This window comes from Collinsella sp. CLA-ER-H2, from assembly GCF_040092405.1.
Classification (GTDB): Bacteria; Actinomycetota; Coriobacteriia; order Coriobacteriales; family Coriobacteriaceae; genus Collinsella.
Genome location: NZ_JBBNLO010000004.1, coordinates 88,620 through 106,601, shown reverse-complemented (window position 1 = coordinate 106,601; position 17,982 = coordinate 88,620). Strand labels below are relative to the sequence as shown.

12 protein-coding genes and 2 tRNA genes are annotated in these 17,982 nt (G+C 57.6%); 1 reads left to right on the top strand and 13 read right to left on the bottom strand.

Going from position 1 to position 17,982, the window contains the following annotated elements:
* Positions 1 to 734: 734 nt before the first annotated feature.
* From AAAX59_RS02205 to AAAX59_RS02155, 11 genes are all read right to left on the bottom strand, one after another.
* On the bottom strand, positions 735 to 1,532 hold the full coding sequence (locus AAAX59_RS02205) for a TraX family protein (RefSeq protein ID WP_148331780.1): 798 nt from the start codon (positions 1,530 to 1,532) through the stop codon (positions 735 to 737).
* A gap of 144 nt (positions 1,533 to 1,676) precedes the next feature.
* Positions 1,677 to 1,752: transfer RNA gene (locus AAAX59_RS02200), tRNA-Lys, on the bottom strand.
* A gap of 28 nt (positions 1,753 to 1,780) precedes the next feature.
* A complete protein-coding gene (locus AAAX59_RS02195; protein ID WP_238022919.1) occupies positions 1,781 to 3,061 on the bottom strand; it encodes an aminopeptidase in 1,281 nt (426 codons plus the stop codon).
* 89 nt (positions 3,062 to 3,150) lie between these two features.
* Positions 3,151 to 3,726 carry a hypothetical protein gene (locus AAAX59_RS02190; protein WP_349070330.1) on the bottom strand — a complete coding sequence of 192 codons (576 nt, stop codon included), beginning with the start codon at positions 3,724 to 3,726 and terminating at the stop codon, positions 3,151 to 3,153.
* Positions 3,727 to 4,605 (bottom strand): phosphoribosylaminoimidazolesuccinocarboxamide synthase, encoded by an 879-nt coding sequence (locus AAAX59_RS02185; RefSeq protein WP_035136481.1) that lies wholly within the window; start codon positions 4,603 to 4,605, stop codon positions 3,727 to 3,729.
* 118 nt (positions 4,606 to 4,723) lie between these two features.
* The gene (locus AAAX59_RS02180; RefSeq protein ID WP_349070327.1) at positions 4,724 to 6,289 is read right to left on the bottom strand and encodes an ATP-binding protein; all 1,566 of its coding nucleotides are present in this window, start codon (positions 6,287 to 6,289) and stop codon (positions 4,724 to 4,726) included.
* Between the two features lie 11 nt (positions 6,290 to 6,300).
* On the bottom strand, positions 6,301 to 7,023 hold the full coding sequence (locus AAAX59_RS02175; RefSeq protein WP_006236208.1) for a response regulator transcription factor: 723 nt from the start codon (positions 7,021 to 7,023) through the stop codon (positions 6,301 to 6,303).
* Positions 7,024 to 7,176: 153 nt separating this feature from the next.
* A complete protein-coding gene (locus tag AAAX59_RS02170) occupies positions 7,177 to 8,388 on the bottom strand; it encodes a hypothetical protein (protein ID WP_349070324.1) in 1,212 nt (403 codons plus the stop codon).
* Positions 8,388 to 8,651 (bottom strand): TIGR03905 family TSCPD domain-containing protein, encoded by a 264-nt coding sequence (locus AAAX59_RS02165; RefSeq protein ID WP_349070322.1) that lies wholly within the window; start codon positions 8,649 to 8,651, stop codon positions 8,388 to 8,390. The genes AAAX59_RS02170 and AAAX59_RS02165 overlap by 1 nt, the downstream gene beginning before the upstream one ends.
* A 128-nt stretch (positions 8,652 to 8,779) precedes the next feature.
* Complete coding sequence (gene purB, locus AAAX59_RS02160; RefSeq protein ID WP_349070319.1) at positions 8,780 to 10,126, bottom strand: adenylosuccinate lyase; 1,347 nt, start codon at positions 10,124 to 10,126, stop codon at positions 8,780 to 8,782.
* Between the two features lie 423 nt (positions 10,127 to 10,549).
* Positions 10,550 to 10,624: transfer RNA gene (locus tag AAAX59_RS02155), tRNA-Gly, on the bottom strand.
* Between the two features lie 297 nt (positions 10,625 to 10,921).
* On the opposite strand from AAAX59_RS02155, the gene AAAX59_RS02150 reads away from it, so the two are divergent.
* The gene (locus tag AAAX59_RS02150; protein WP_349070318.1) at positions 10,922 to 14,353 is read left to right on the top strand and encodes a SpaA isopeptide-forming pilin-related protein; all 3,432 of its coding nucleotides are present in this window, start codon (positions 10,922 to 10,924) and stop codon (positions 14,351 to 14,353) included.
* A gap of 66 nt (positions 14,354 to 14,419) precedes the next feature.
* On the opposite strand, the gene AAAX59_RS02145 is transcribed toward AAAX59_RS02150, so the two are convergent.
* Positions 14,420 to 14,638, bottom strand: a complete 219-nt coding sequence (locus tag AAAX59_RS02145; RefSeq protein ID WP_022094153.1) for a hypothetical protein — start codon at positions 14,636 to 14,638, stop codon at positions 14,420 to 14,422.
* A gap of 21 nt (positions 14,639 to 14,659) precedes the next feature.
* On the bottom strand, positions 14,660 to 17,851 hold the full coding sequence (locus AAAX59_RS02140) for a hypothetical protein (RefSeq protein WP_349070315.1): 3,192 nt from the start codon (positions 17,849 to 17,851) through the stop codon (positions 14,660 to 14,662).
* Between the last annotated feature and the right edge of the window lie 131 nt (positions 17,852 to 17,982).

The following is a 17,982-nucleotide window of genomic DNA, read 5'->3' as shown; positions in this document are numbered from 1 at the left end:
CGATGTCTGCCCGGATGCGACACTGAAGTGAGTGTCCATCCTCGCAGTATCCGGTTCTCAAGGTGCACGCCCCGCGGCTGATCCGGTTCCACCGGGCCGCGCGGCAAGGAGATATATTGCCAGACCGGAGGGCCCCCGGGGGCGGGAATCTGGCACTCCATATTTTGTTCACAAATGAATATGTCCCTCAGTCGCGTCCCTGAGGTTATAACTGAAGCATTGGCTTCTGATATTGGCGATGACCAGCTGGTTTATAGGTGTTAAGGCATCGGTCATCTCTGGAGCGCCACTTTACTCCAAAAGCATCAGCTATTTGTTTCCCGTCGGTAAAAGGCAGGTTTTGTTCGCCAAGCGTTCTTATATATAGATAGATACGGGTTCGAACCCATGAAAGGGCGACAAAAAAAGACAGCCAACCGAAGTTGACCGCTTTCTATTCTATGCTGGAGCATCCAGAGGGTGCTTCCGAACTCGTTTTCTCGCTGCCATTCATGCTTTCGAAGCATCTTTCGACCTTCGCAGTCTCATGTTTTGAGGATCTGCCGTGTTTATCACTGTTATCAATGAGTGTGTGGAAGTGATCCTCATACAGATTCATGCGATCCGCCAGAGAACTGAGAAGCATCTTTCTGCAGCCCTCGTTGTCTATCCTCGCATCTCTCAGGTCTTCCGGAAATTCACAAGCAGTCTTAGGGTCAATTTGTTTCTGCTTTCAGAGACTTGTTTGAGAGTTTTTAAAGACAGTTCAAAACAATAAGCGAGACACCATAAAGCAGAGCAAGATGTGCCGGATAGAAAATGTAGAAGAAATATTTCAGCTTCAGCCCTCGCTTGCCATTATAAAGATTGATAAGCAACAACGAAATTATCGCGGCAGCAACATCAGGATTAAAAATATTAGCTGTAGTGAACTCAAATCCGCCGCCAATTATATGGCATGACGAAAGGAGCACTGCACATACTGCAGCAAAGAACATCTTAGCTTTGCTGTCGTGGAATAAATAGAATGCAGCCACAAGCAGAATGCCATACGCACCGCCATCCAGCTTAGTGTATTCAGCTGCCAGTGCTGTCAAAACAATCAGAGCAATTTCTGCAATGTGCCTCTTCCATTTTGAAAGACTTTGTATCTTTTCCAGAATAATCAAAAAGACCAAGGAAAGCAGGAGCTCATACATAACATTCTGTTGCCGAAGGTCAAATAGCTGCCCGGTTTGAACGAAATCGTATATGGGCTCCGCAATGATTGCGAAGACAAGCATATTTCGCAGGTACTTCTTTATGTCATGAGTATGCAAAAATCCCTCAACTATCAAAAAGCAAAATAAGGGAAATGCAATTCTGCCAAGAACATGAAGCACATCCGAAGCCTCGCTTAGAATCGCCCACTGCTCGTCTGATATCTGATTGTACGATGCGTGAGTCATGATTCCATTGGTCAGGACGATCCTGCTTACATGATCGAGAACCATCGAAATGGCCGCTATTATCTTTAATGTGCTGCCGCTAATTCCGTATCTATCTGTTTTCATTTTGCTTTCCTTTCGTTGGGTGGGCCGTCGGGGGTTCAGCCTGCTCCGCAGGCGGCCGCTGCGGCGCTCCGCGCCCCGACGGGTTCGAACCCGTGTCGCGGCAACAAAAAAGCGACCAACCGGAGTCGATCGCTTTCTTTTCTATGGTGGGCCGTCAGGGGTTCGAACCCTGGACCTTGGGATTAAAAGTCCCCTGCTCTGCCAGCTGAGCTAACGGCCCGCGGGTGGCATTGTACCACGGTCTGGGACTATTCCCAACTCCATTGGCCGTTCTGGAAAATCACAACTTCACGTCCATCAGGCGTAATGCCCGTAATATCGATGTCGTCCGTGCCGATCATAAAATCAACGTGCGTGCTCGAGACGTTAACACCATGCTCCAGGAGCTCCTCCTTGGACATGTCATACCCACCCTCGATACATTCGGGGAAACCGACACCTAGCGCGAGATGGCAGCTAGCGTTCTCGTCATAGAGCGTATCGTAGAACAGAACACCACTTTCGCGGATCGGCGTGTTCTTGGAAATGAGCGCGACCTCTCCCAGGTGAGCAGCGCCCTCGTCAGTATCGATGATACTTGCGAGCGTTGCCTTGCCCACGCGGGCGTCGTAGCCCACCACGCGGCCGCCCTCGAACTTAATCCAAAAATCGTCGACTTTATTGCCGTGGTGGATGAGCGGCATGGCCGAGTACACGATACCGTCGGCGCGCATGCGATCGGGCGAGGTGAAGACTTCCTCGGTGGGAATGTTGGGGAAGAAGGGGTGCCCATCGGGCGTCTTGCCCTTGCCGCCGGCCCACTCGTGACCCTTCGTCATGCCAATCGTCAGATCGGTTCCATTTGCCGCGGTGTAATGCAGGCGGTCGAAACGATTGTCGTTCAGGAAACGCAGGTTCTTTTCGAATGCGGCGTCATGGAGTTCCCAGTCGCTCTCTGGGTCCTGGCCATCGGCGCGAGCGGTGTGCAGAATCGCATTCCACAGCTTATAGATTGCAACCTCATCGGCGTCTCCCGGGAACACCTCGCGCGCCCAAGCCACGACCGGAGCGCCGGCGATGCACCACGGATTGATGTTGTAATCCAGTCCACGGCGGAAAACTTTGCACTGCGTGTTCTTTGCCTTAGAAGCTGCAGCGGGCTTAGCGGGATCGATGCCCTTAAGGGCGGCGGGGTCCGCACCCTCGATAAAGATAAAGCAGGCACCGTCCTGGGCCAGGGAATCCAGCTGCAGGCGCTTCCACTCGGGCGTCTGCTCAAAATAGCTTTTCTCGACATGCTCGTACGTGAGCCTCGTCACGGCATCATCGGCCCAGATGACCGTCACGTGGCCGGCGCCGGCAGCATAGGCCTCCGCGACCACCACGCGCGCAAACGGCGCGCACTCAACCGGAGACTGAACGACGACTTCCTGGCCGGGCTTAACGTTTACGCCCTTGCGGACAACCAGGCGCGCATAGTTTTTAATCTTGGGCTCCAGGGACTTCATACCCTCCAGGGCCTCTTCGACCGTCAGGGCAGCTCGAATCATGTGCCACTCCATCTATCTATAGAACAGTAAAAAGGCGCGCCGCAAAAACGACGCGCCTTATATCTTAGCGATAAGTATGTATGCAAACGCTACTTCTTCTTGGAGTCCTTCTTGTCCTCCTCGGCAGCTGCGCGCTCGATAAGAGCGTTGAGCTTGTTCTCGGACATGCCCTCGGCCTGCGCGCGGTACATGTTGCGCAAGGGACGAATACGAGCGAAGTCGTAGATAAAGTCACCTAGGATGATGACATAGGACAAAACGATGCCGACCATCTGGACAGGGCTGGACACCATGCCAGCGGGAGCGAAGTACAGCGAGGGCCAAATTGCCACGACGAGCACCATGCCAATGGCGAGCACAATCCACCAGATGCGACGGCGCTTGGTGTAGTCCTCGTCCTGCTTGAGGAGGATATTCGACACCGTATAGATGCGGTCCTCCTTGGCGCGCTGCTTAGCCTTGCGGGCGCGCTTCTCCTCTTTAGAGAGGCCCTCGAGGTTCTCGCCCTTCTCGAGCTCTTTGCGGCGTGCCTTAGACGAAGCCGGCACGACGCGAACGGAGCTCGCTGCTTGGCGGGCGGGCTTAGCAGATGCGGCAGACTTGCGCGCAACCCCGGTAACTTCGTGGGATTGCGTGCGCTTGTTCGTGGCGCTACGGGTACTCACTTATGCGTTCTCCTTCATGCTTGTGAACTGGGAGCCCGTGATGATCTGGAAGGCCTCGCGATAGCGCTCGGACGTGCCATCGATGACCTCGGCGGGCAGGTGCGGGGTCTCCCCCGTCATATCCCAGTTGGCCTTGAGCCAATTGCGGACGAATTGCTTGTCGTAGCTAGGCTGGATCTTGCCCTCCTCGTAGCTGGCAGCAGGCCAGAAACGGCTGGAGTCGGGCGTGAGGCACTCGTCGATCAGCGTGACCTTGCCATCGATGACACCAAACTCGAACTTGGTGTCGGCAATGATGATGCCACGGGTCGCGGCGTACTCGGCAGCGGCCTTGTAGATCTTGAGGGAAAGGTCACGAATCTGCGTGGCGATGTCCTCGCCCACGATCTCGCAGCAACGCTCGAACGAGATGTTCTCGTCGTGGTCACCGATCTCGGCCTTCGTGGACGGCGTGAACAACGGCTCGGGAAGCTTGGAAGCCTCGGTCAGGCCCTCAGGCAGCTGGATGCCGCAGACGGTGCCGTTCTCGTCGTAGGTCTTCTTGCCCGAACCGGTCAGATAGCCGCGGACGATGCACTCGATAGGAATCGTCTGGGCCTTCTTAACCAGCATGGCGCGGCCAGCGAGGTAGTCACGATACTCAGCAAACTCCTCGGGGAAATCCGCCGGGTCGATGGAAACGAGATGGTTGGGAACGATGTCGGCAAACTTATCGAACCAGAATGCCGAGATGCGATTGAGCACCTCTCCCTTAAACGGAATCTCGTCGGGAAGAATGAAGTCGAACGCAGAAATGCGGTCGGTGGCGACCATCAGCAGGTTTTCACCGGCATCGTAAATATCACGAACCTTGCCACGGGAATCCGGACGACGCTCCATCGTTGTCACGTGAGTCACTCCTTACCTAAATACGACAGAAATGCGGGTTCTTTCCCGCATGTTTTCGCAAACTCGGAGCGGCAGGGACGCGGCCCCTCCTTCACCGAATAGCGAAAAGCTAGTGCTCCATTGTAGTAGATGCCGCGTCCGCCGTGTGCTCGCGGGGCAGATGAATTGTAAAAGTCGTACCCTTTCCAAGCTCCGACTCCACGGATATGTAGCCATGGTGACGCTCGACGATCTGCTTGGTCACGGCGAGGCCGACGCCCAGGCCGCCAGCTTCGCGGGCGCGGCTGGCATCGGCGCGCCAAAACCGCCCGAAAATGCGCGACAGATCGTCCTTGGCAATACCGATGCCGGTATCAGAAACGGCAATGCTGACGTGCCTGCGGTCACTGAGCACCGACACCACGACCCAACCGCCCTCGGGGGTGTAGCGCATGGCGTTGCTCATGAGGTTGATAACACATTGCGTGATCATGTCGGGATCGGCCTCGACGACATCGTCGTGCCCTTGGGTTTCATCTGCAAAGCGAAGACGAAGGTCACGGTCGGCAAACAGACGCTCCTGGCCGTTCACAATCGATCGCACGAACGGAACCATGTCCACCGGTTCTAGATTGAGCGGAGCCGTGCTGTTTTCCATACGCGATAGGTCGAGCATCTGCTGCACCAGACGAGCCAGGCGACGCGTCTCGGAAGCAACGGTCTCCAAATGCTCATCGTCGGTGGGATACACGCCATCCTGCATGGCCTCGACCGTTGCGAGCATGGCCATAAGCGGCGTGCGAAGCTCGTGTGCAACGTCTGAGGTCAGGCGCTTCTCGTGTTTCATATCCTTCTCGAGCGAGGTGGCCATCTCATCGAAGGTCTCACCCAGCTGATCGATCTCGTCATCACCGCGCAGCCCCGTGCGAGCCGACAGGTCGCCGTCACGGATTTGCTTTGCGGTACTGGTGATGCGATGAATCGGTTTGGTGAGCATGCGCGACACGAGCGATCCGATAACGACCGAAATGCAGATTGCAACAACCGCGGCGAGGGCCATGGCGTTAAAGGTCTTCTCCCTAAACGCAGAGTCCGCCTTGGTGAGCAGAGCGTCGGAGCCGATGGCCCACAGCTTTACCTGTCCGACATGCTCGCCGGAAGACGTTACAATCTCGACGTTAGCAACGCTATCGGAGTCGGTTGGAGCAGACGAGACCGGGCTATGCGATGCCCTCTTGCCGCTCGTGTCGTCGGTCGTAGCCTGGTTTTCGCGTACATCGGCGGTGGCGCTTGCCGAGGGCCAGGAATCGTCATAAACGATCATGCCCTTTTTATTGACGACCTGCATGCCCAGATCGTCGGAAACCAAACTCGACGTTGCGACCGTGCGCAGTTCTCCCGCGGTCCAAGAGCCGTTTTCCTCATATGAGGTCGCCAACTTCTCGGCAGCGGAATTTGCGATTTCGACGATATTGGAGCGTGTGTAATCCGAAAAGACCGTGCCCCACACAACAGAGACAACGCCCACCAGCACCAATACCGTCATGAGCGATGTCAGAGCAAAAGCAAGTGCCATGCGCGAGGGATAGCTCATCGTTGGCCGTGAATCGGAACGAGGCGTGTTCCAACTAGCCTTGGAACCCGCCTCGCTCTCCTGCTTGTGCTTTTGTCCGATTTCAAAGCGCGCAGGTGTCATATGTGATTTCCCTATTTCTCGTCCGACTTATCGGTCTTGGCCGGAGCCTCGAAGCGATAGCCGACACCATGGACGGTGTAGAGCCACTTGGGCTTCTTGGGATCATCGCCCAGCTTGGCGCGAAGATTCTTCACGTGGCTATCGATGGTGCGCTCATAGCCCTCAAAGTCATACCCGAGCACTTTCTCGACCAGCTCCATGCGGTTATACACACGGCCGGGATGGCGGGCAAGCGTGGTGAGCAGCTTGAACTCGGAAGCCGTCAGATCGACTTCCTTGCCCTCGACCAAGATCTTGTGGCCCGAGATATCGATGACCAGATCGCCGAAGTCGAGCACCTCGACGGCGGGCTCGTCGGCCTGATGGGCACGGCGGAACAGAGCGCGAACGCGGGCGACGAGCTCGCGCGGCGAGAACGGCTTAATCAGATAGTCGTCGGCGCCGAGCTCAAGACCGATAATACGGTCCTCGATCTCGCCCTTAGCCGTCAGCATAATGATGGGGACATCCGAGGTATCGCGAATGGTGCGGCAAACGCGCTCGCCGGGAATCTTGGGGAGCATAAGGTCGAGCACGACCAGGTCGAACTGATGCTTCTCGAACTCCTCGATCGCGGACTGGCCGTCGCCGACGCCCACAACCCAGTAGCCTTCGCGCTCGAGATAGGCAGCGACGGCGTCACGGATTGCCTTCTCATCCTCGACCAGCAGAATCTTTTTTGCATCTGAAGCCATAACACGGCCCCCCTGTCTCAATTAGCTAAGAACAAGCCCATTTTAACGCACCTGAGCCCGCCAGATGCCGCTATGCCGCGGCAGCTCGGCGGGCGGTACTCACAATTACAACGCGTTTATTCCCCTGTTGGCGCCTTTTTAACCCCTCTAAGCTTAAAGAGAGAATAGGCGTGCAGTGACCGTCTCTGGTATACCCTGGCTGTTGCGCACCGTGGCGTACGTAAGGAATGAGTCCGATTTTCCCGCCGTAGCTGGATAATCGCCATACTCCAAAGCGCGGTCGGGCGACAGCAGCGAGCCATAGGTCTTGGCAGAGGTGTCGATCAGGAAATGCGACGCCTGTACCTTAACAAGGTATTTATTCTTCTTGCCAGCCGCACATGCGAGCGGCTCGCGTGACAGGAAGAGGTACGGTCCTCCCTCATTACCGATATACGTGCCCATATTGCCCAGGCTGCCCACGCCACTATAGGCCGCCTCGATAGAAAACACGAAGGTATCGCCCATATATACGGCCTCGAAAGGCGAAACTGACGAAGGGAGGACCAACTGGGCACGCTTGGTGTTGTTGCCGTCGGTCAGATCGATTGCCGTTATGCCGTAGTAGACGCCCTCGTCGTTGCGGACACGCGGCGAGATGGTCAAAATGCCGTCGCTCGCGCGCGGGGCCGATGCAAAGCGGCCCGTCGATTTCCAAATTGTCTCGGCCTTAGATTCATCAAGCGAGCGACGATAGCAAAACGAATCACTACTCGTTTTATTGCCGCCTGCCGAAGGCATTTTATACCAGATGACCGATGACCCGAACGCCGTGAACAGGGGCGGATCATAGTCCTTGCCACCTCGATCGAGCTCAACCACATCGCCAGAGAGCGAAGCGCCCGACAGATTTTGAGCGTAGAGCTTCCACGATGAATTGGCAAAGTTCATCTCAACCCACGCGAATACGCCATCGCCGGCACGGACATCGTAGAATGCATATCCCGTGCCCTCGATAGGATCCTCGATTAATGTGGTAAGCGAGCCATCGCCCAGGTTGAGCACACCGAGTGTGTTGGCGTGCAGTGCCGATGCGGGTGCCATCATCGCCGCGGCGTAATCGCCGTCGCAGTAGTACAGCAGCGTACCCAGAGGCAGCGTCCACGACGCCGCCGGCTCAAGATCGATGTCGACTGCCTCGTACTCATCCGTAATCGAGATGATCTTGGAATCGTCCTTGATAACCTGTGGCTCACCGGCAGCATCATCGCTGGTACCAGTTTTTTTCGAGCATCCGGCAAGCACCGTGGCAGCGCCCGCGGCAGCCCCACCGAGTACAAAGCCGCGACGCGATATTCCGTTCTTGATGTGATCGGCGATACCCATTAGGCGATCTCGGCGCGAGCGGCCTCGATGGCGCGCGTAAGCTGGTCGGCGCAGGAGGTCTTTTTCATACCACAGGTATTACCGGCGAGAACCTCGATTACCCGATCGGCAGGAGCACCCTCGACCAGCCTGGAGATGGCCTTGAGGTTACCATCGCAGCCACCGGTAAACTCAACACCCAGCACCTTGCTGCCGTCATCGGAAAGGTCAAGGTGAATATTGCGAGCACACACGCCCTGAGGCTTGTAATCAAACGAAATCATGCGATCCCCTCTCAGAATGTTATTCGAGACGACTATTATCCCCGTCTTTCCCTAAATGCAACGAGGCGCTTCGCCGGCAACACACATTACCAGCAAAGCGCCCTAAAAAGCTAACGTTATGCCCGAACCTACTCGAAGCTCAGCTGCTCCAGACGATCGAAGACCGTGTCGATACGGGTGAGGAAGTCCCACGGATCAAAGATCTCGTCGAGCTTCTCCTGGCTGACGGTGCAGCGCGGATCGGCCTCGAGACGTTCCTTAAAGGTGGGGCCGGAGACACAATCCTGTACCTCGTGCCAAGTTGCCATGGCGTTCTCCTGCACAATTGCGTACGCGTCCTCGCGGGTGATGCCCGTGTCGACGAGGGCGAGCAGCACCTTGGAGGAGAAGATGAGGCCGCGGGTCTTATTGAGGTTGGCCATCATGCGGGCAGGGTACAGCTGCAGGCCGTCAATAACGCGAATGAGGCACTGGAACATGTGATCGAGCGCGATGAAGCTATCGGCCTGGGCGACGCGCTCGGCAGAGGAGTGCGAAATGTCACGCTCGTGCCACAGGGCGACGTTGTCGAAGGCAACCTGCGCGTTGGCCTTCACGACGCGCGACAGGCCGCAGACCTTCTCCATGGTGATGGGGTTGCGCTTGTGCGGCATGGCGGAGCTGCCCTTTTGACCCTTACGGAACGGCTCCTCAGCCTCGAGGGTGTCGGTCTTCTGGAGGTTGCGGACCTCCGTGGCGATGCGCTCGCACGTGGCGGCCGTCGTTGCGAGGACGCCGGCGAGGTAGGCGTGGTGATCGCGGCTGATGACCTGCGTTGACAGCGGGTCATGGACAAGGCCGAGGTGCTCGCAGACGTACTCCTCGACAAACGGGTCGATGGAGCTGTACGTGCCGACAGCGCCCGAGATAGCACCGAAGGCAACGTTCTTACGGGCATCCTCAAGACGGTCCAGATCGCGCTTGAGCTCCCAGGCCCAAGAGCCAAACTTCATGCCAAAGGTCATCGGCTCGGCATGGATGCCATGAGTACGGCCGGCGCAGAGCGTGTTGCGCTCCTCGAAGGCACGACGCTTGCAGATCTCGCCGAGTTTTTTGACGTCCTCGATGATCAGGTCGCAGGCCTGGGTGAGCTGGTAGCACAGGGCCGTGTCGCCCAGATCGGAGCTGGTCATGCCATAGTGAACCCAGCGGCTGGGCTTGGGGTCGCCCTCGGGAACATCGGCATCGATGTATTCCTTCATGTTGGTCAGGAAGGCAATGACGTCGTGGCGCGTGACTTCCTCGATCTCATCGACCTTCGCCTTCTCAAAGTTGGCATGGTCGCGGATCCACTGGGCCTCGTCTTTGGAAATACCGATCTTGCCGAGCTCCGCCTGGGCCTCGCAGGCCAAGACCTCGATCTCCTGCCAAATGGCGTACTTGTTCTCGAGGGAGAAGATGTGTCCCATCTCCGGGCGGGTATAGCGATCGATCATAGCGGCTCCTTTTTGGTTATTGGCACGTTGGTCGTAACCCAACCATTGTACCGTGCGCAGGTGCAAGTATGGGCAGCAGGCATTAACCTAACATTTTGGAATTGGAGCGGGCAACGGGACATCCGCGTATTTGCTTCGCAAATCCGCACCTGCGGTCGGCGGATCCGGGTTCGGGAAAGCGAAAGGGTAAAGCCGGTTGAATCTGCCATTCTCGAAATCCGCCATGCTCGGTGGAGCGGGCAACGGGACGTCTGCGCATTTGCTTCGCAAATCCGCACCGGCTTCAGGCGCCTGTCGGCGCCTTCGCCTGCTCGCTACAAACGCTTCGCGTTTGCTTAACGCTCGCACCCTGGCAGGTTCGAGTCCCGGCGCTTGGTAGTAAAAAGCACGGCAACGTAACGCTGCCGTGCTTGCGCTTTTTACTGGAGCGGGCAACGGGACTCGAACCCGCGAGTGTCAGCTTGGGAAGCTGATGCCTTACCACTTGGCGATGCCCGCTTGTGTGTTGGCTAGTATAACGCGGTTGTCTTGTTCGATACAAGGGTGGCGATGCTTGTTTTAGCTGTGGAGATTCGTTTGAAAATCGCGTCAATTGTGGAGACGGGGACCTTTGACTTCCTGTTCCCCTTGTCTTCTACCTGCGCTTTTGCTTGATTGTTGTATTTGAGCTCAATTTGTCAGGAATTGGGCAAGCTTTTGGTCAGCTTCTGGTACTTACCCGCATGAACCATGGCGGTAGCCTCATCCCAAGCGCCGCGGCCTCCCCGTGCGGCGCACGAGGGATAAGGAGCAGCCATGTCCAACGCACCCACGCACTCTGTCCACAGCGCAATCGCAACAGGTCCGCTGCTCCTGCTCCTCTTCCTGCTTTTGGGCTGCCTGGCACCGGGAGCCGCATTTGCCGTCGATGGCTACGACCAGCTCGGCTTCCGCACTATTAGCGATGATTGTGGACCCTTCTTCATCGGCAAGTATGAAGCTCAAGACACCTCGATTGCCTACTGCATGAACCAGGAGCGCCCCGGCCCCACCAAACCGGGCGGCCCATGGCTCAACTTTGATCAAGGCTGGGTGTGGCTCGACGACGAGTTCGCGGCAATCGTTTGTCACGGATATCCCACCACCACGTCGTTTGGCGGTTATCATCTTTCACCCGATCGTGCCCGCGCCGCCACCCAGCTTGCCGTATGGATGCTCAACGGCACTACCCATGTCGACGGCACCTACTCTTACACGACCGCTCAGGGCAAAACCAAGAGTGGACATTTTACCGCCGACAATGAAGTCGTGGCGGCTGCGCGGTGGCTCCACGACAGCGCAAAATCAGGAAGCATCAAAGCCGCTCCGCACCGCGCGCGGCGCTATCTAGGAGCCGTATCGGGCGGCAGCAAACGTCAAGACATGCTCTATGTACTGCCGGCGGTCTCTGTTTCCTTCCAAAAGCAGTCTGCGAACACCGTTATTACCAGCGGAAACAATACCTATCAGTTTACCGGGGCAACATTCGATGTTTTTGAGAGCGCCAGCGGCGCGCGTGTTGGTACCATCCAGATGGACGGCAACGGTCGAGCACAGGCAACACTCCTACACAACACAGCATACTACCTAGTTGAAACGAAGGCGCCAGCCGGCTATGTCCCCCGCCACGATCGTATTGCCTTTACCACGGGGAATGACGGCGGGCGGGTCGCCATTGATGAACAGCCCGGCACCATCAACCTGCATATCGTAAAACTCGATGCCGCGACGAATGCCGGCCCCCAGGTGGGATCTTCACTCGCAGGAGCAGAGTTCACGTGTGTGTCGCAATCAACCCCTGGATGGGCGCAAATCCTCACGACCGACGAAAGCGGTCGGGCCACCCTCGCCGATGTCCCCTTAGGAACCTTTACCATCTACGAATCAAAAGCCCCCGAGGGCTACCTGCCATCCAACGACAGCTGGACCTATACCGTTGGAGCCGACCAGCTCGGCGATTCAGGCGTGGTCGAGATCGAATCTCGCATTTCCGATATCCCCATTGCGTTTGACCTTGAGATTTCCAAATTCAAGGATTACGACAATAGCGACCAATCCGGCCTGGAGCAGCCGGCGGGTGGTGTTGTCTTTGAGGTTGTCAGCAACAGCTCTCAGCAGGTTGTTGGCACACTGACCACAAACATCTATGGCTTTGCCTCCACCAAAGACCAGCCCGAAGCATGGTTCGGCACAGGCAAGCGACCCGCCGGTGTCCACGGAGCCGTCCCATACGACCGTGCCGGCTACACGATTCGCGAGGTTCCGGAAACCGTCCCCGAGGGTTTTAAACGTGCAGGGGAATGGACCGTCGGGGCCAATCAGATTTCCGACGGGGCCGAGCTTCAATATATTGTGGACAACCACGCGCTGTCGACGCATCTCCAGATTGTAAAACGCGATGCACAAACAGGCGCTTCTGTTCCCCTAGCCGGATTCACCTTCCAACTACTCGACAGCAATCACGAACCTGTCTCACAAACTTGCTGGTATCCAGCACATAACGTAATGGACACTTTTACGACTGACGCGACCGGCACCGTCACACTGCCCGAATCGCTCGTGCCGGGCACCTATTATGTACGCGAAACCTCGGCCAAAAAGCCCTATCTTGTCGGCGAAGAGATCGAGGTAAACATACCCGCCGACATGAACCTAACGCCCGTTGCAATCGCCTCGTATTATGACCACGCCGCGACCGGAAACATCAGGATCGTTAAAACCGATGCCGTAGACGGCAGCAGCCTCGCGGGCGCCGTCTTTGAGATCCGTGCCTCGGGTGATATCGTGCGCCCCGACGGTAGCATTGCCGCACTCGACGGTGAGACCGTCGCGACCGTCACGTCGGATGAAACTGGAGAAGCACGCGCGGACAACCTCCCGCTGGGATCTGGCACCGCACGCTACGAGGTTGTCGAGACTCAAGCGCCGGCAGGCTTCTTGCTCGATCAGACAACCCATATTGTCGACCTTACTTATGCCGACCAGAAAACACCCGTTGTAGAAGCACGGCTTAACGTATCCGACGATTACACCAAGGTTGATATCTCCAAGGTCGATGCAAGCGGCGAGCAGGAAGTGGAAGGCGCACAGCTCACCTTATATGGTCCCGATAAAACCGAAATAGACTCCTGGACCTCATCCGACAAGCCGCACCGCGTCGAACATCTTGCACCCGGCACCTACTCGTTGCGCGAAATGATGTCTCCGCGGACCTATGACCTTGCCGATGAGATAACGTTTGAAATAAAGGATACGGGAGAAGTCCAATCCGTCGCGATGAAGGATGCGCCCATCGAGATCAAAGGACAGGTCGACAAGCGTCAGGAACTTGTCCAACCTATCGGGAAGGGCCTGTTGGCTAACGGCGATGGTAAAAACCGTGCCGCAATGCAAACCAATACGGATGGGCTTTTCTCCTATACCATCGACGCTCGAAACGATTCAACTACCTGGGTTGATGAGTTCACGATTACCGATGATCTTGAGTGTGCCGACGACGATACGGCGAGATTCGTCTCAATCGAAACCCCCGTCGCCATCGGCGACCTCAACGGTCTGTGCAACGTGTGGTATCGCACGACGCCGTTAGACTCGACAGACGTCGATGAGCCGGCAAACGCGACACTTGACGATGGGCACGAAAACCCTTGGCTTGAGTCCGACGAAGTAAAAGAGAGCCTGGGTGAGGATTGCCGCCTCGTCGATTACGACGGCTGGCACCTCTGGAAGGCGGATGTCTCGACCACGGAATCCACCACACTCGAGGCGAAAGAACTCGACCTTGCACCCAATACCGTCGTAACGGACATTCGCATTGAATACGGTGCGGTAGCCGCCGACTTTACGACTCGAAGCGATGCAGATTCTTGGACCCGTGATGATCTCAAAGATGAGCACGACGACCTTGACGATGCCAAAGCAATCCTTGGCACAGACGCTCGGGGCGCAGTCGTGCACATGCAGGCAACGTCGGCTTATACGCCCCAAACCGCACTCACCAACAGCGCGCGCGTCGATCTTTGCCGTAACGGCGGCGGCGATAAACTTGAGTCGCATGACGAGGACTGTGTCATTCAACGCTGTACCCTACCGCAGGATCTACCGGCAACAGGATCAGCTCCCATCGCCGCTTGCATCACCGCGCTCCTGACCTCGGGTGCCGCAGCCCTATGGTTCGCTCGCCTTAGGTCGATCCCAAAGAAGCGCTAGCGCGATGAAAAAGCGGGCGAGACAGTCCCCCGGCTCGCCCGCTTTCAATCATGTAAATTGCCGTATCTACTCTGCAGACGAAGATCCGCCATCAACGATTGCCTGCTCGGACTCAGGAATCCCATCGGCACCCGTGCTCTGTTCTTGCTCCACCTCTTCGCTGATTGCGGAGGCGGGGGTCGAGCCCTTCGCACCCACGATGTAGGCAGCCCCAAATCCTAACGCAATGGCAATCAAGGTCAAAATCACGTAGACAGGCCAATGGCGCTTAATATACGAAAACACGTTGACTCCTTAGAGCTCCGTCTACGAACGGCGGATAACCTCGGTCACGACCTCGGATACCGTGGCAATGTTCGTCGGGTTGACATTGTGGGGCAGGTCGTCCTCGGTACGAGCGCAAGCCAGACGCGTGCCGTCCACGCCGGCGATGGTAAGGGCTCGGCGGCTCGCCTCGAGCGCGGCATAGGCATCGGTCTTGGCATAGGGCATCTCGAGCGCGCCACAATCGACATGGAACGACTTGCACACCTTGCTGACCAGGTTCATGATGCGGCGATCGCCCTTGAGCAGCTGCTGTTCGCCCTCGGCCGTCACTACCGAAAGCCTACCGGCGCCGACGGATTCAAGATTGATAAAGAATACGCCGCGGAGCCTATCGCGATGCGAAGCCAAGAAGGCCTTCATGCCGGCGCCATCACAATCCGAGGCGCCCGTTGCCACAAACCAGATATCGTGACCGAGCAGCTCATCATCGCCCATAGAGGCGACAGCCGAGAGCATATCTTCGGAAGAAGCGCCATCGGAAGACGTAGCGCCACCCTTCCAGCCATCGCTATCGTCCTCGAAGTTATCCCACGAACCGATACCGCGACCGGACTTTTTGGCATCGTAATCGTCTTCGACGCCCAGCCAGTCGCTCATGCTGTCCTGCTCGTTTTTCTTTTTACGACCGAACAGGCCACCCAGGCCGCGCTTACGAGACTTGGGTGCCGCCGGGGCGGGAGCCGAAATGGTCTCGATCGGCTGCGCGCCCGACGCAACGGGCCTAGGAGGCGCAACGGGTGCCGATGTGGGTTCGGGACCCCGGGCGGTAGCAAAGGGATCGTTGACCTGGGCAGAGGGATCGGGAAGGTCGAACAGCGACGTGCGAGACGCAACGTTTGCCTGCTTCATAGACGGCAGCGACGGATCGGGGACCGAAGCCAGAGGAGACGAGGAAGGTGCAGGCGACGGTGCCGACGCCGGATCGGGAACATTCATCTGCGGACGCGGCGATGCTTGGGAGGAAATCTGGGCCATAAGGGAATCGACCGTTTCGTCCTGGGTGGGAGCGACATTGGCAACCGTGGCACCGGAACCACTCGGGGTCGGCATGGTGAAAATCTGCGTGGAGTAAGGCCTCGACTCATCCGTCTCGGAAGTCTCGGAAACCGCAGGCGCTTCCTCCTGCTCGACCTCGGCCGAATCACCTTGATCGGCTGCCGCGTATTGCTCTTCGTCAGAGTTGGCCTCGACGGACTCGTCCTCGGCAGCATCCTGAATTTCGGTAGCATCAATGGGCTCGTCATCGTCTGCCGCGTCGTCCTGCTCATCGGAAGCAGGAAGGGGCTCGGCAATCGCGGTGCCTTGCTTTTCAAACGTTATCGTGGAATCGAACTGCGCGGCATCAAACGACATGGTGCTATCGACGTGCTGCTGAGCCTCGAAAGACGTCGTCGCCTCAACAACATCCGCGGACGCCGGTTGCTGGGACTCAAAGGACGTTGTAGCTTCGGCGGCGTCGACGGGCGCAGACTGCATAGCCTCGTTCTGCTCGAACTCTTGCGCCGCGTGCTCACGTGCCGCCTCGGCTGCCTGCTGCTGAGCGATAGCCTCCTGCTCGGCAGCCTCGCGTGCGGCAGCGCGCTTCTCCTCGAAATCGTCGACAAATTTCTTGCCCTTTGCAAGCGCACCCTTAAAGAAGTTGGAAGCGCTGGCGCCAATCGACGAGAACGCGGATGCAATGTCGGCATGGGGCGTTGCCGCGGGAATCTCGGCCGAGAAATCAGTATCGCTCTCGTAAGACACGCGCCTCGGCTGTTCAACGTAATCGTCGTCAGACTCGTCCGCAACGTCTTGCGCCGGCGCGGCGGGAGCCAAAATGTCCAGTCCTGCCGCGGGATCGATCGCAGACACCGCCTCGGGCTCGGCAGCGGTAACCGCGGCAGACTCATCATCCACGGTGGCAACGGGCGCAGGCGCCGTCACGACGGGGGCAGGCTCGGGCTCAAACGTCGGCTCCTCGCCCTCCTCGTAATCGAGCGTGCAGGACTCGGGAAGCATTCCGAGCGCACGGATGGCATCCGAACCAAAGCGGATGTTGCCGGCGGCATTGCGATAGAGCTTGGGCTCGGGCTCGGCCGCGACAGGCTCCTCCACCGGCTCGGCAGCGGAAACCTCGTCATTGAACTCTTCGGCCTGGACAGCCTGATTCTGATCCTCGGGCACGATGGCGCCAATCAGCGTCTCGTCGGCAGACGCACCCTCAAAGCCTTCGATCTGCTCGTCGAAAGCCTCACCCTGTTCGGGCTCGGTCTGAGTGTCGGGAGCAATCGGCTGACCGAACTCGTCCTCGGCGTAGGTAGGCTCTTCGTACTCGATGGTGTTGCCGTAGTCGTTTTGCTGCTGGGCCGCGGCATACTCCGCCGCTGCACGCGCCATTTCCTCGGCACGACGCTTTTGCTCCCCAAAATAGGTATCGAACGGAACATCGTCGGGAAACTCGTTTTCGCCCTGGAAGGGAGCAACGTTGTCCATAACGCCGAGCATAGCGGCGACAGAAGACTTGTTGCACACCGCGCCGGACGTATAGGGAAGAATATGGCGGTTAGAGATGATGTTTGCCGCGTTGGCAAGTGCAACGAGGGAAGCGAGGATCGCGACAATCCACAGCAGAACCTTGAGCGCGCCGGGGAGCGGCAGGATACGCAGGATGGCAACGGCAGCGGGGGCAACCGTGGCAACGGGCAACAGCTTGGCGATGAGCGCACGATATGAAGCATAAGGCTCGCGGGCGAGCAGCTCAGCACGGGGAGAGTCGTAGTGTGCGACAACGACCACCGGACGGTTGCGCGGGGACGCGAGCGGGCCCGAGGCCTTGTGGTAGGCGATGACATTTTGGCTCACGCCCGTCTTGCCCAGACGCGAAACCACGGGGTGGCCCGTGCGCTCGAGCACGTAAAGAACGGCGCCGACAATAGCCAGCAAGGTGCCGACCAAGCCGATACCGCCGCCGATGCCCATCAGCAGGGCGCCGGCAAACGCAAGAATACCGGTAACGGCAAATGCCAATCTACTGGGCGCCGGGGCATTGAACTCCTGAACCTCGGGATCAAAGCCGTGGTTGCGGAAGATCTGAGCGATATCCTCGGCAGCCAAGCGCTCTTCTTCGCTGCATGCCGGCGTAATGCCGGTGTTCTGCAGCAGGTGGTTAATATAGTTCTGGGTGTTCGCCATGTGCGCTCCACATCCATAATCCGACAAATAGGCCCAATGCATGCACATTAGAACCGTATATAGTCGAAAGTATACCCCGAGCGAGCGCAAACGACCGAATTCGGGCCATCTTAACGCCCCGAGCGGACAAG